Below are 12,725 nucleotides of genomic sequence, written 5' to 3'. Positions count from 1 at the left end.
CTCACCGAAGGGGAGGGGGTCCATGGCGTCCGGCACCGCATACGGCGATGCAAGCGATGAGGACCTCCTGGCCCGCCATGTGAAGGGCGATCCCGACGCCTTCGGTGAACTGGTACGGCGCCACCGCGACCGGCTCTGGGCGGTCGCCCTGCGGACGCTGGGCGACCGCGAGGAGGCCGCCGACGCCGTGCAGGACGCCTTCGTCTCGGCCTATCGCGCCGCCCGCACCTTCCGGGGCCAGTCGGCCGTCACGACCTGGCTGCACCGGATCACGGTGAACGCCTGTCTGGACCGGGCCCGCAAGGCGGCCTCGCGCAGAACCTCGCCGGTGGACGACCCCGAGCGCCTGGAGCAGCTGCTGGAGCCGCACGAGTCGGCCTCGGCGCCCGCCGAGAGAAACGATGTGCAGCGGCAGCTCCTCGAGGCGCTGAGCAGCCTGCCGCCCGACCAGCGGGCCGCACTGGTGCTCGTGGACATGCAGGGGTATCCGGTCGCCGAGGCCGCGCGCATCCTCGATGTGCCGACCGGAACGGTGAAGAGCCGCTGCGCCCGGGGCAGAGCGAGACTTCTGCCGCTCCTCACCCATCTGCGGCCCGGACGTACCGGCGACGGGAAGGAACCGGGTACAGGACGGAACCGGACGCAGGGGACATCCGTCCCACCCCCGGCGGATCCTGAGAGCGTGGGCACGCGGGACACGGGGCCGAGCGATTCAGCTGCTGTGAAGGGCGGAGGTGGACGAGCGTGACAACCACGACGGACGCGGCCGAGCACCCGGATGTCACGGAGATCTCCGACCTCACCGAGGGCCTTCTCCCTCCTTCTCGGGCCACGGCCCTGCGACGGCATCTGGACGAGTGCGATCTGTGCGCCGATGTCCATGCCTCGCTGGAGGAGCTCCGTGGTCTGCTCGGCACCCTGCCGGATCCTCCGGGCATGCCCGAGGACATCGCGGCCCGTGTGGACGCCGCCCTCGCCTCAGAAGCCGCCGAAGCCGCCGAATCCTCTGATGCCTCCCGGAGCACCGGAACCACCGAGCCCGGCTCCGCCCCCGGGAACACGCATGTTTCACGTGAAACATCGGCGGCGGACCGCCCTCCGGGACATGCCCCCGCGTCCAGCACCGGACCGGGCCGCAGAACCCGCTCCCGGCGCGGGCGCCGCAGGATCGCCGTCCTGGGCTCCACCGTTGCCGTGGCCGCCCTGGGCGTCGCCTCCGTGGTGATGACCACCCTGTACGACGACAAGGGTTCCGGCACCGCGGCGCACGACCGTGCGAGCGCTTCCACGGACACCTTCTCCGAGGGAACGCTCAAGAACCGGGTCGCCGACCTTCTTCAGGCCCAGAAGGCCTCGGAGGGTTCCCGTGCTCCCCGTGGTCTCAGCATGGAATCCGCTCCGGATGCCGGCACCCCGAAGGTTCTGAAGACCCCCACCGTCACGGTGCCCCTGTGCATCCGGCAGGGCATCGGTGCATCCGGTGCTCCCCTCGCCGCCCAGGCGGGCACCTACAGGGGCAAGGACGCCTATCTCGTCGTGCTGCCCGACCCCTCCGGCGACAGCACCCGCGTCATGGCCTATCTCGTGGACGCACAGTGCGTCCAGCAGCCTTCGGCCGCCCCCACACTTCTGCTGCAGCGTTCCTACGCGCGTTAACCGGCACTCCTGCACGCGCTGTCCAAGCGCATGCGCTTGGTTTCCACACCCGCGCCCGTCCACATGCTGATGCATCCGTGTGCCCGAACCCATCGGGAATGCACGCCCCGTAGGATCCGTTGGATGGGGTGAGAGCTGTGCGAGAGGGCTCCCACCGGCCGTACGACCCAGTCCAGAGACGAGGAATCAACCCGTGAGCGACGTCCGTAACGTGATCATCATCGGCTCCGGGCCCGCCGGCTATACGGCGGCTCTCTACACCGCGCGCGCGTCGCTGAAGCCGCTGGTCTTCGAGGGCGCCGTCACCGCGGGGGGCGCACTGATGAACACCACCGAAGTGGAGAACTTCCCGGGCTTCCGCGACGGCATCATGGGCCCCGAGCTCATGGACAACATGCGGGCGCAGGCCGAGCGCTTCGGGGCCGAGCTCGTTCCGGACGATGTCGTCTCCGTCGACCTGACCGGCGAGATCAAGACCGTCACGGACACGGCGGGCACGGTGCACCGGGCAAAGGCCGTCATCGTCGCCACCGGCTCGCAGCACCGCAAGCTCGGCCTGCCCAACGAGGACGCGTTCACCGGCCGGGGTGTCTCCTGGTGCGCCACCTGTGACGGCTTCTTCTTCAAGGACCAGGACATCGCCGTGGTCGGTGGCGGTGACACCGCCATGGAGGAGGCGACCTTCCTCTCCCGCTTCGCCAAGTCCGTCACCGTCATCCACCGCCGGGACACGCTGCGTGCCTCCAAGGCCATGCAGGAGCGTGCCTTCGCCGATCCGAAGATCACGTTCATCTGGGACAGCGAGGTCGCCGAGATCCAGGGTGACCAGAAGCTCTCCGGTCTGAAGCTGCGCAACGTCAAGACCGGTGAGTTCTCGGACCTCGCAGTGACGGGTCTGTTCATCGCGATCGGCCACGACCCGCGCACCGAGCTCTTCAAGGGCCAGCTTGAGCTGGACGAGGAGGGTTACCTGAAGGTCGACTCGCCGTCCACGCGCACCAACATCCCCGGTGTCTTCGGCGCCGGTGACGTGGTCGACCACACCTACCGCCAGGCGATCACCGCGGCCGGCACCGGCTGCGCCGCTGCCCTGGACGCCGAGCGCTACCTGGCCGCTGTCGCGGACAGCGAGCAGAAGGCCGAGCCCGAGAAGTCCACTGCCTGAGCCCCATCCATTCCAGCCCACGCACGATCAATGAAGGAGCCCGCTGTGGCCGGCACCCTGAAGAACGTGACCGACGACACCTTCGAGCAGGAGGTCCTCAAGAACGACAAGCCCGTTCTGGTGGACTTCTGGGCCGCCTGGTGCGGCCCCTGCCGCCAGATCGCTCCGTCCCTTGAGGCGATCGCCGCCGAGTACGGCGACAAGATCGAGGTCGTCAAGCTCAACATCGACGAGAACCCGAACACGGCCACCAAGTACGGCGTCATGTCCATCCCGACCCTGAACGTCTACCGGAATGGCGAGGTCGCCAAGACCATCGTGGGGGCCAAGCCGAAGGCCGCGATCGTTCGTGAGCTCGAGGAGTTCATCGCCGACTGACGCGACACCCGCTGTTGCGACGGCATGTGTTTCACGTGAAACATGAAGGGGGCCGGCCTCACGAGGCCGGCCCCCTTCATGCAAGACGCCTTCTTCTCTTCCTGGAGGACGGCTCTCCTAGAGCGGCCGCAGTGCCGGTTCCTTGTGCACGGCTCCCAGAAGCCGGTCGAGCGCCATCTCCACGTCCTCCTTCCAGGACACCGTCGACCGCAGCTCCAGCCGCAGCCGCGGGTGAGTGGGATGGTGCCGGACCGTCTTGAACCCCACGGCCAGCAGATAGTCGACCGGGAGCATGCAGGCGGGTTCCTTCCAGTGGGCGTCCCCGAATGCCTCGATGGCCTTGAACCCTCGCCGCAGCAAGTCCTTCGCAACCGTCTGCACCATCACCCGGCCCAGTCCCTGTCCCTGGTAGCCCGGCGCAATGAAGCCGGTCATCAGCTGCACCGCATCCGGCGAGACAGGGCTTGTGGGGAACGCCGTGGAACGAGGGACATAGGCGGGGGGAGCGTAGAGCACAAAGCCCGCAGGTACGTCATCGACATAGACGACCCGGCCGCAGGAACCCCAGTCCAGGAGAACGGAGGAGATCCACGCTTCTTTTTCCAGGGCGGATGTGCCCGCTTTCACCGCGGCTTCGCCGCTGACGGGGTCCAGCTCCCAGAAGACACACTCACGACAGCGCTTGGGAAGGTCCTGAAGGTTGTCCAGCGTGAGCGGTACGAGCCTACGGCCCATGAAAGCTGTTCCTCGCTTCCTTCGCCTTTCCAGCGTGACAAGCGGGCGTCCTTCTCCAGCACGGTGGGGGGGATGTGCATATCCGAACGCATCGTAACCACGATGCGATTGTGCCGATACCGGATGAAAACAAAGAACGGGCCCCGTTCCGGTATACACCGGACAAGGCCCGCTTCTGCCGAACAATCGATCTGGCCCCTCCCCGAACGAGATCTCAGGAGTTCGGCTCCGTCTCCTCCGCACCGCTCTCCTGCAGGCTCTTCTGCAGCACCTGGGCCTCGCCCGGAGCCAGGGTGTCGAGGATGCGCTCCAGATCCTCCATGGAGGCGAACTCGACAGTGATCTTGCCCTTCTTCTGTCCCAGGTCGACCTTCACCCGGGTGTCGAAGCGGTCGGACAGACGAGTGGCGAGCTCCGACAGGGCCGGAGAGAACCGGGCGCCGGCCCGAGGACCCTTGGACCGTGGCGTCGCCTTCGGCCGTGCCCCCATCAGGGTGACGATCTCCTCGACCGCCCGCACCGACAGCCCCTCGGCGACGATCCGGTGAGCCAGCCGGTCCTGCTCCTCGGGGTCCTCCACCGAGAGCAGTGCCCGCGCATGTCCCGCCGAGAGAACCCCGGCAGCGACTCGGCGCTGCACCGCCGGCGACAGCTTCAGCAGCCGCAGGGTGTTGGAGACCTGCGGACGGGAACGGCCGATGCGGTCCGCCAGCTGATCATGCGTACAGTTGAAGTCCTTCAGCAGCTGGTCGTAGGCGGCGGCCTCTTCCAACGGGTTCAGCTGGACCCGGTGCAGGTTCTCCAGCAGGGCGTCCAGAAGAAGCTTCTCGTCGTCCGTGGCCCGCACGATCGCCGGAATCGCCTTGAGTCCCGCCTCACGGCAAGCCCGCCAGCGCCGCTCGCCCATGATGAGCTCATAGCGCGAAGGCCCGAGCTGCCGTACCACGACGGGCTGGAGAAGCCCGACCTCCTTGATGGAGGTGACAAGCTCGGCCAGCGCATCCTCATCGAAGACCTCACGCGGCTGGCGCGGGTTCGGCGTAATGGAGTCGAGGGGGATCTCGGCGAAGTGGGCGCCCACCGGAGCTGCGGGAACCTCGGCTGCGTTGCCCGACTCCTCTGTTTCACGTGAAACAGGCGGCAGCGTGGTCACCCTCGCCGCTGCCACGCCCCGCTCACCGGTCAGCGTAGAAGCAGCCGCAGGTGATGCCGAGGCACCCCCCATCGCTGCCGGGACCGAGGGTTTCTCCGCGGTCGGGGCAGTAGGAATCAAAGCGCCGAGCCCACGGCCCAGCCCCCTCCGTCGCTCACTCACTGAATCCCCTCCACCATATTGGGATCGCTCTGCGCGCCGATGTGCGCATGCGTGGCGTCATAGCTGACACGGACACCTCTCAGCGCGATTTCTCGTGCCGCCTCAAGATAGGAGAGGGCACCGCTCGATCCTGGATCGTAAGTCAGCACCGTCTGCCCATAGCTCGGCGCCTCGGAAATACGGACGGAGCGAGGAATGCTCGTCCGCAGCACCTCGTCACCGAAGTGGTTGCGCACCTCTTCGGCGACCTGGGACGCAAGGCGCGTCCGGCCGTCGTACATGGTGAGCAGGATGGTCGACACATGCAGAGTGGGGTTGAGGTGCCCCCGCACCAGGTCGACATTGCGCAGCAGCTGCCCCAGGCCCTCCAGCGCGTAGTACTCGCACTGGATCGGGATCAGAACCTCCTGGCCGGCCACCAGAGCGTTGACCGTCAGCAGGCCGAGGGAGGGCGGACAGTCGATGAAGATGTAGTCCAGCGGCTGCTCATAGGACTGGATCGCCCGCTGCAGCCGGCTCTCCCGCGCCACCAGGGACACCAGCTCGATCTCCGCGCCGGCGAGATCGATCGTGGCGGGGGCGCAGAAGAGACCCTCGACCTCGGTGACGGGCTGGACGATCTCGGCCAGGGGCCTGCTGTCCACCAGCACGTCGTAGATGGAGGGGACCTCCGCGTGGTGGTCGATGCCCAGTGCGGTGGAGGCATTGCCCTGCGGGTCGAGGTCGATCACCAGGACCCGACTGCCATGCAGAGCCAGTGAAGCGGCAAGGTTGACGGTTGTCGTTGTCTTGCCTACGCCACCCTTCTGGTTGGCGACCACGATGATGCGGGTCTGTTCAGGCCGTGGCAGTCCCGCACCTGCGCGGCCCAGAGTCTCGACCGCCAGCTGGGCAGCACGACCGATGGGAGTGTCGTCCATCGGGGGCGGTGTTTCACGTGAAACATCCTCCCCCGTCGACTCGGTACGGGGACCAGGGACCGGATCGGTCATCGGTCCCGCGATATTGGCGTCGGACCGCAAGGATTCACTCTCCTCGACTTCAGGCTCGCAATGAACAGAGCCTCCCATGCCTTCGGGGGTGTGAACCAGTGAGGCCTGTTGTTCTGTGGAGAAATCCACCTCTGTGGACAACTCCGTTCCCTGCTTGAGTGAGCCCGGCCTGCGGTCGCGCGGGTGGGCCGCAGCGCGGCTGCGATCGATGATGCCGTGCAACAGTGAGCGACGTTTCACGTGAAACACGATGCCCAGCGACCGCAGCCGAACCGCTGCGACACTCCGTTATTGCGCGGGTTTGACAGCTTGCGCAGGGGTACGTCCGGCTAGCGGCGCCGTCGTGTGCGCCCCGTCCGAGCCGCCTTCGCACGCTTGGCCGCAAAGCGCACACCGCCCGGGCTTTCCCCGACCTTGACCCTGACGACGGTGGACCGGGGTTCCACGACTCCCTCCCCCACGCGCAGGATGGAGGTCTCCACCGCGCCGAGCTTGGCCAGAGCCGTGGCCGCGTTCTTCAGCTCCTCCTCGGCCGTGTCCCCCTTGAGGGCGAGCATCTCGCCATAAGGGCGCAGCAGGGGAATGCCCCAGGTGGCCAGACGGTCCAGCGGGGCAACCGCCCGGGCGGTCACCACATGCACCGGCGGGATCTTGCCCATCACTTCCTCGGCCCGCCCGCGGACGACAGTGACATGGTCAAGCCCCAGCAGCTCGACGACCTCGGTGAGAAAGGTGGTCCGCCGCAGCAGCGGCTCCAACAGCGTGATCTTCAGGTCCTCCCGGACCAGAGCCAGGGGAATGCCCGGCAGGCCGGCGCCCGAGCCGACATCGCACACCGTCACCCCCTCGGGCACGACCTCGGAGAGCACCGCACAGTTCAGCAGGTGCCGCTCCCACAGACGGGGTACCTCACGCGGACCGATGAGCCCTCGCTGTACTCCTGCCTCGGCCAGCAACTCGGCGTACCGGACCGCATCCGCGAAGCGATCGCCGAATACGTCACGTGCCTGCTCAGGAGCAGGGGGGAGCTCCGCTGCCTCCGTCACGGGGACCGTCCTTCCGTACCGCATCAGCGCGAACAGCGCCGACCACCAGAACTATCAGGCTGACAAAGTTACGGCCCCGCCTGCAGGCAGACGGGGCCGGTGGAGTGGGGGGACCGTTCAGGCCGGAAACACGACGACGAAGCGCTGCGGCTCCTCGCCCTCGGACTCACTGCGCAGGCCCGCGGCCTTGACCGCATCGTGCACGACCTTGCGTTCGAAGGGAGTCATGGGCTTCAGCTTCACGGGCTCGCCGCTGCTCTTGACCTCGGCCGCGGCCTTGGCGCCCAGCTCGGACAGCTCGGCACGCTTCCTGGCGCGGTAGCCGGCGATGTCCAGCATCAGACGGCTGCGCTCACCGGTCTCCCGGTGCACGGCCAGCCGTGTGAGCTCCTGCAGCGCCTCCAGCACCTCGCCGTCACGGCCGACCAGCTTCTGCAGCTCACGGACGCCGGTGTCGCTGATGACCGAGACAGAGGCGCGGTCGCCCTCGACATCCATGTCGATGTCACCGTCGAGGTCGGCGATGTCCAGCAGACCCTCGAGGTAGTCCGCCGCGATCTCGCCCTCCTGCTCCAGGAGGGTCAGTTCGTCTGCACCCTCGACAGCGGCAGAGGTGGTGCCTTCCGTCACGGGATGGGCTCCTTCTTACTTCTTGGACGGGGACTTGGGCCGCTGCGGACCCTTGCGCTGACCGGACTGGGCCCGGCTGCGGGTGCCGTTGCCCGGCTTCGGGCCGGCCTTCCTGGCCGTCCCGGACGTGGCTGCCTGCGGCGAGTCGGACTTGTTCAGCGAGGGGGACGCCGTGGCGCTGCCGGCCTTGGAGCGACCCGACTGGCGCTGTGCCTTGGTCTGCCGCTTGGGCTGCTGACGGCGCGGGGCGGTGACGGTGGTGGTCGTGCCGTCCTGGGCCTGCGCGGCGGCGGCGCTCTCGCTCTTCACCACGGAGCCGTCGCTCTGAGCCGCCAGGCCCGCCTTGTTCAGACCGTTGATGAACTTGCGCTCGTACTCGTTGCGGTCCCGGCCCTTGGCGACGATCGCCTTGATCATGGCCTTCTCGCGCCGGTTGCGGACCTTGCCGTGGTGCGTGACGTGCTTGAAGAGACGCTCGAGGTAGGCGGCCTGGGCCTTGGAACCCGGGGTCGGGTTGTTGTGGATGATGTACATCTGCTGGCCCATGGTCCACACGTTGGTGGTCAGCCAGTAGACGAGGACACCGACCGGGAAGTTGATGCCGAAGACGGCGAACATGATCGGGAAGATGTACATCAACATCTTCTGCTGCTGCATGAACGGCGTCTTCACCGTCATGTCGACGTTCTTCGTCATCAGCTGGCGCTGCGTGAAGAACTGCGACGCCGACATCAGGACGATCATGACCGCGGTGACGATGCGCACATCCGTCAGCGAGGCGTTGAGCGCCTCGACCTTGGACGGGCTGTCCAGGAACTTCGCGGCCAGCGGGGCACCGAAGATGTGCGCCTTCTGCGCACTGGCCAGTAGCTGCTGGTCGATGAAGCCGATGGTCTTGCCCGAGGCGATGCTGTTCAGCACGTGGTACAGGGCGAAGAAGAACGGCGACTGCGCCAGGATGGGAAGGCACGAGGAGAGCGGGTTGGTGCCCGACTCCTTGTACAGCTTCATCATCTCTTCGGACTGGCGCTGCCGGTCGTTCTTGTAACGCTCCTGGATCTTCTTCATCTCCGGCTGGAGCGTCTGCATCGCGCGCGTCGCCTTGATCTGCTTCACGAACAGCGGGATCAGGCAGATGCGGATGACAATCACCAGGGACACGATGGACAGGCCCCAGGCCCACCCGGTGTCAGGGCCGAAGAGCACCCCGTACACCTTGTGGAACATGACGATGATCCAGGAGACGGGTGTTGTGATAAAGCTGAAGAGGCTGGCAATCGTGTCCACTAATCATGCTCCTTGGGCATGGGACGAGGGCTCTGCGGCCGGGCTCGACGGAGGGATGGGGCCGTCGGTGGCCGTTTCGGCGGCGGAGGGCCCGCCCTTGCGTGCGCGCCATGCGCTGCGCAGCATTTCGTGCCACCGCGGACGCTTGCGCGGCGGCACATGGTCCACACCGCCGAGCGACCACGGATTGCATCTCAGGATCCGCCAGGCAGTGAGTGCTGTTCCCTTGATCGCACCGTGCCGGTCGATGGCCGTGTAGCCGTAGTGGGAACACGACGGGTAGTACTTGCACACCGGCCCGAGCAGCGGGCTGATGGTCCACTGGTACAACTTGATCAATGCCAGCAGCGGGTACTTCACCGCGCGCCCCCTCCCAGCAGTCGTCGAAGGGCGGCATCCAGGTCTCGGGCCAGCTGTGCGTGGTCGGCGTCACCCGCACCGGGCAGCGCTCGCACGACTACCAGGCTACCGGGGGGCAGCAGAGCGATCCGGTCGCGCATCAGATGGCGAAGCCTGCGCTTCACCGTGTTGCGGACGACCGCACCCCCCACGGCCTTGCTCACGACGAAACCCGCACGCGGCGGAGGAGCGCTCTCCCCAGGCGCGTGCGGGTCCGTGGCACCGCTGCGTAGATGGACGACGAGAAGGGGGCGTCCGGCTCGGCGCCCTCGTCGTACCGCGGTCGCGAAGTCCTCGCGCCGCCTCAGCCGGTTCTCGGTGGGCAGCACGACGTCATGACCTGACCGGGATCAGGCGGACAGGCGGGCGCGACCCTTGCTGCGGCGGGACGCGATGATCGCGCGGCCGGCACGGGTGCGCATACGCAGCCGGAAGCCGTGGGTCTTGGCGCGACGACGGTTGTTCGGCTGGAAAGTGCGCTTGCTCACTCGGGGACTCCAGAAAAATCGATGGTGGCGGATGCCGTCCTGGCTGTCACCGTGCGCCCACGAGTAGCTCGCAGTTACGCCCGAGTGCACCGCTTACCGATCACCTTGACGCGATCTGTGCCCATCGGAGGCAGGCGGCAGCAGCCATCGACAACTCGACCTCGTCACGGTACGCGCGGCCGCGTCTTCCGGTCAAACCGGGGGACACGGAGAGACACTGTCCACAGCCTGGGGACAACAACTTGAACCGCACCCGCCACGCTGACTACCGTGGCTGAACTCCCATTCGTTCCCTTGTCCCCCTCACCACCGAAGAGATACCGACCCGTCCCGAACCACACGTTCGTAGGACCCGTGAGAGAGCGTGCCTGTGGCTGACGTACCTGCCGATCTTGCCGCAGTGTGGCCACGAGTCCTGGAACAGCTTCTCGGCGACGGCCGTGGACAGGGCGTCGAGGCCAAGGACGAGCACTGGATCCGGCGCTGCCAGCCGCTCGCGCTGGTCGCCGACACCGCGCTGCTCGCCGTGCCGAACGAGTTCGCCAAGGGCGTCCTCGAAGGGCGCCTCGCCCCGGTCGTCAGCGAGACACTGAGCCGTGAGTGCGGCCGCCCCATCCGTATCGCCATCACCGTCGACAGCTCCGTCGGCGAGTCCCCGGTTCCCGCTCCGCCCGCGCCGCGCTACGAGGAGCCGCGCTACGAGGAGCAGGAGCTGCCCACCGGTCAGGGCGGATACGAGGGCTACGGCCGGCACCGGTCCGACGGCCACCGTTCCGGCCACGCCGACCAGCTGCCGGGCACCGGGAGCGACCAGCTGCCGCCTCCGCGCACCGGTCCCCAGCCGGTCGACGACTCCGACCCGCTGCCGACCGCCCGTCCCGCCTACCCCGGGGAGTACGCCGACTACCAGCGTCCCGAGCCCGGTGCCTGGCCCCGCCGTCCCCAGGACGACTACGGCTGGCAGCAGCAGCGGCTCGGCTTCCCCGAGCGGGACCCGTACGCCTCTCCCTCCGCACAGGACCCCTACGGCCCGCAGGACCCCTACGCGCCGTCGGCGCCGTCCCAGGACTACCGTCCGCAGCCGGTGGACCGCCCGTCGTACGACCCGTCGCGCCCCGACTACGAGCAGCGCGACACCGGGCGCCGCGACCTGCCCGAACCTCCGGTCGGCTCCGGTCAGGCGCACCGCGGCGGTCCCATGGGCCCGAGCCGCCCCGCCAGCGGTGCCTCCGGCCCGCTCACCGCACAGCCCGCTCCGGCGTCCGGCCCCGGTGAGCCGACCGCGCGCCTGAACCCGAAGTACCTCTTCGACACCTTCGTCATCGGCGCCTCCAACCGCTTCGCGCACGCCGCCGCGGTCGCCGTCGCCGAGGCGCCGGCCAAGGCCTACAACCCGTTGTTCATCTACGGGGAGTCCGGGCTCGGCAAGACGCACCTGCTGCACGCGATCGGTCACTACGCGCGCAGCCTGTACCCGGGCACGCGCGTGCGGTACGTCAGCTCGGAGGAGTTCACCAACGAGTTCATCAACTCCATCCGCGACGGCAAGGGCGACAGCTTCCGCAAGCGCTACCGCGAGATGGACATCCTGCTCGTCGACGACATCCAGTTCCTCGCGGACAAGGAGTCGACGCAGGAGGAGTTCTTCCACACCTTCAACACCCTCCACAACGCCAACAAGCAGATCGTGCTCTCCAGCGACCGGCCGCCCAAGCAGCTGGTGACCCTGGAGGACCGGCTGCGCAACCGGTTCGAGTGGGGGCTGATCACCGACGTCCAGCCCCCCGAGCTGGAGACCCGCATCGCCATCCTGCGCAAGAAGGCGGTGCAGGAGCAGCTGAACGCCCCGCCGGAGGTGCTGGAGTTCATCGCCTCCCGGATCTCGCGCAACATCCGCGAGCTGGAGGGCGCGCTGATCCGGGTGACCGCGTTCGCCTCGCTCAACCGGCAGCCGGTGGACCTGGGCCTGACGGAGATCGTCCTCAAGGACCTCATCCCCGGCGGCGAGGACAGCGCCCCGGAGATCACGGCGGCGGCCATCATGGCGGCCACGGCCGACTACTTCGGGCTCACGGTCGAGGACCTGTGCGGCACCTCACGCGGCCGCGCCCTGGTGACCGCCCGGCAGATCGCCATGTATCTGTGCCGGGAGCTGACCGACCTGTCCCTGCCGAAGATCGGCGCGCAGTTCGGCGGGCGCGACCACACCACCGTCATGCACGCCGACCGCAAGATCCGCGCGCTGATGGCCGAGCGGCGCTCCATCTACAACCAGGTCACGGAGCTGACCAACCGCATCAAGAACGGCAGCTGACCGGCCGCGTCGAAAACGGCCGGGAAGCCGCAGGACGCAGCCGAGGGGCGTCCCGGGACACCGGGGCGCCCCTCCGGTCCGCTCCGGCCGGTTCTCAGGACTCCGGAGCTCCGGGGCTCCGGCCCGCGGCGCTCCGGGCCTCCCGGCACGCCCTTCCGGCCCTCCTCCGCACGGACCCCTCCGGGGATCCCTCCGTCTTCTTCCGGACCGCCGGGCACGTCCCTCCTGTTTCCCCGTGCCCTTTCGCCGTCCCGGCCCGAGGCCGGGGCACCGGCGCCGGACGCCGGACCGCGCCGAGCGCCCCCGCGCCGCCCCGCACC

At 68.1% G+C, this 12,725-nt stretch carries 14 protein-coding genes; 5 read left to right on the top strand and 9 right to left on the bottom strand.

Annotated features, from left to right (window positions below):
• Positions 1-22: 22 nt before the first annotated feature.
• From sigM to trxA, 4 genes are all read left to right on the top strand, one after another.
• Entirely contained in the window at positions 23-748 is a 726-nt protein-coding gene (gene sigM, locus CCN35_RS06430) for an RNA polymerase sigma factor SigM (protein ID WP_067397790.1), read from the top strand.
• Positions 745-1,656: an anti-sigma factor family protein gene (locus CCN35_RS06425; RefSeq protein ID WP_067397789.1), complete on the top strand. Its 912-nt coding sequence runs from the start codon at positions 745-747 to the stop codon at positions 1,654-1,656. The genes sigM and CCN35_RS06425 overlap by 4 nt, the downstream gene beginning before the upstream one ends.
• Before the next feature lie 193 nt (positions 1,657-1,849).
• Positions 1,850-2,821: a thioredoxin-disulfide reductase gene (gene trxB / locus CCN35_RS06420; RefSeq protein ID WP_067397788.1), complete on the top strand. Its 972-nt coding sequence runs from the start codon at positions 1,850-1,852 to the stop codon at positions 2,819-2,821.
• Positions 2,822-2,866: 45 nt separating this feature from the next.
• Complete coding sequence (trxA, locus tag CCN35_RS06415) at positions 2,867-3,199, top strand: thioredoxin (protein ID WP_067397787.1); 333 nt, start codon at positions 2,867-2,869, stop codon at positions 3,197-3,199.
• A gap of 117 nt (positions 3,200-3,316) precedes the next feature.
• On the opposite strand, the gene CCN35_RS06410 is transcribed toward trxA, so the two are convergent.
• The 9 genes from CCN35_RS06410 to rpmH all read right to left on the bottom strand — a co-directional run bounded on the left by CCN35_RS06410 (position 3,317) and on the right by rpmH (position 10,091).
• The gene (locus tag CCN35_RS06410) at positions 3,317-3,934 is read right to left on the bottom strand and encodes a GNAT family N-acetyltransferase (RefSeq protein ID WP_067397786.1); all 618 of its coding nucleotides are present in this window, start codon (positions 3,932-3,934) and stop codon (positions 3,317-3,319) included.
• Between the two features lie 214 nt (positions 3,935-4,148).
• On the bottom strand, positions 4,149-5,249 hold the full coding sequence (locus tag CCN35_RS06405; protein ID WP_086791801.1) for a ParB/RepB/Spo0J family partition protein: 1,101 nt from the start codon (positions 5,247-5,249) through the stop codon (positions 4,149-4,151).
• Complete coding sequence (locus CCN35_RS06400; RefSeq protein WP_079129919.1) at positions 5,246-6,319, bottom strand: ParA family protein; 1,074 nt, start codon at positions 6,317-6,319, stop codon at positions 5,246-5,248. Before CCN35_RS06400 ends, CCN35_RS06405 begins: the two co-directional genes overlap by 4 nt.
• 251 nt (positions 6,320-6,570) lie before the next feature.
• Positions 6,571-7,287 (bottom strand): 16S rRNA (guanine(527)-N(7))-methyltransferase RsmG, encoded by a 717-nt coding sequence (rsmG, locus tag CCN35_RS06395; RefSeq protein ID WP_067397783.1) that lies wholly within the window; start codon positions 7,285-7,287, stop codon positions 6,571-6,573.
• Positions 7,288-7,404: 117 nt separating this feature from the next.
• A complete protein-coding gene (locus tag CCN35_RS06390) occupies positions 7,405-7,917 on the bottom strand; it encodes a Jag family protein (RefSeq protein WP_067397782.1) in 513 nt (170 codons plus the stop codon).
• A 15-nt stretch (positions 7,918-7,932) separates the two neighbouring features.
• On the bottom strand, positions 7,933-9,204 hold the full coding sequence (yidC, locus tag CCN35_RS06385) for a membrane protein insertase YidC (protein WP_067397781.1): 1,272 nt from the start codon (positions 9,202-9,204) through the stop codon (positions 7,933-7,935).
• Positions 9,205-9,207: 3 nt separating this feature from the next.
• A complete protein-coding gene (yidD, locus tag CCN35_RS06380; RefSeq protein WP_079129916.1) occupies positions 9,208-9,564 on the bottom strand; it encodes a membrane protein insertion efficiency factor YidD in 357 nt (118 codons plus the stop codon).
• A complete protein-coding gene (gene rnpA, locus CCN35_RS06375) occupies positions 9,561-9,932 on the bottom strand; it encodes a ribonuclease P protein component (RefSeq protein WP_079129915.1) in 372 nt (123 codons plus the stop codon). The genes yidD and rnpA overlap by 4 nt, the downstream gene beginning before the upstream one ends.
• A 21-nt stretch (positions 9,933-9,953) precedes the next feature.
• Complete coding sequence (rpmH, locus tag CCN35_RS06370) at positions 9,954-10,091, bottom strand: 50S ribosomal protein L34 (protein ID WP_031511218.1); 138 nt, start codon at positions 10,089-10,091, stop codon at positions 9,954-9,956.
• A gap of 370 nt (positions 10,092-10,461) precedes the next feature.
• On the opposite strand from rpmH, the gene dnaA reads away from it, so the two are divergent.
• The gene (gene dnaA, locus CCN35_RS06365) at positions 10,462-12,405 is read left to right on the top strand and encodes a chromosomal replication initiator protein DnaA (protein ID WP_079129914.1); all 1,944 of its coding nucleotides are present in this window, start codon (positions 10,462-10,464) and stop codon (positions 12,403-12,405) included.
• Positions 12,406-12,725 lie beyond the last annotated feature (320 nt).

The sequence above is a fragment of the Streptomyces thermovulgaris genome (genome assembly GCF_002155915.1).
Classification (GTDB): Bacteria; Actinomycetota; Actinomycetes; order Streptomycetales; family Streptomycetaceae; genus Streptomyces; species Streptomyces thermovulgaris.
The sequence above is the reverse complement of the archived record's forward strand: the minus strand, read 5'-3'. Positions and strand labels throughout refer to the sequence as shown.

Bases quoted from the DNA above. Each gene is read 5' to 3' on its own strand.
- sigM (WP_067397790.1), top strand. From the start codon at position 23: ATGGCGTCCGGCACCGCATACGGCGATGCAAGCGATGAGGACCTCCTG.
- CCN35_RS06410 (WP_067397786.1), bottom strand. From the start codon at position 3,934: ATGGGCCGTAGGCTCGTACCGCTCACGCTGGACAACCTTCAGGACCTT.
- CCN35_RS06400 (WP_079129919.1), bottom strand. From the start codon at position 6,319: ATGGGAGGCTCTGTTCATTGCGAGCCTGAAGTCGAGGAGAGTGAATCC.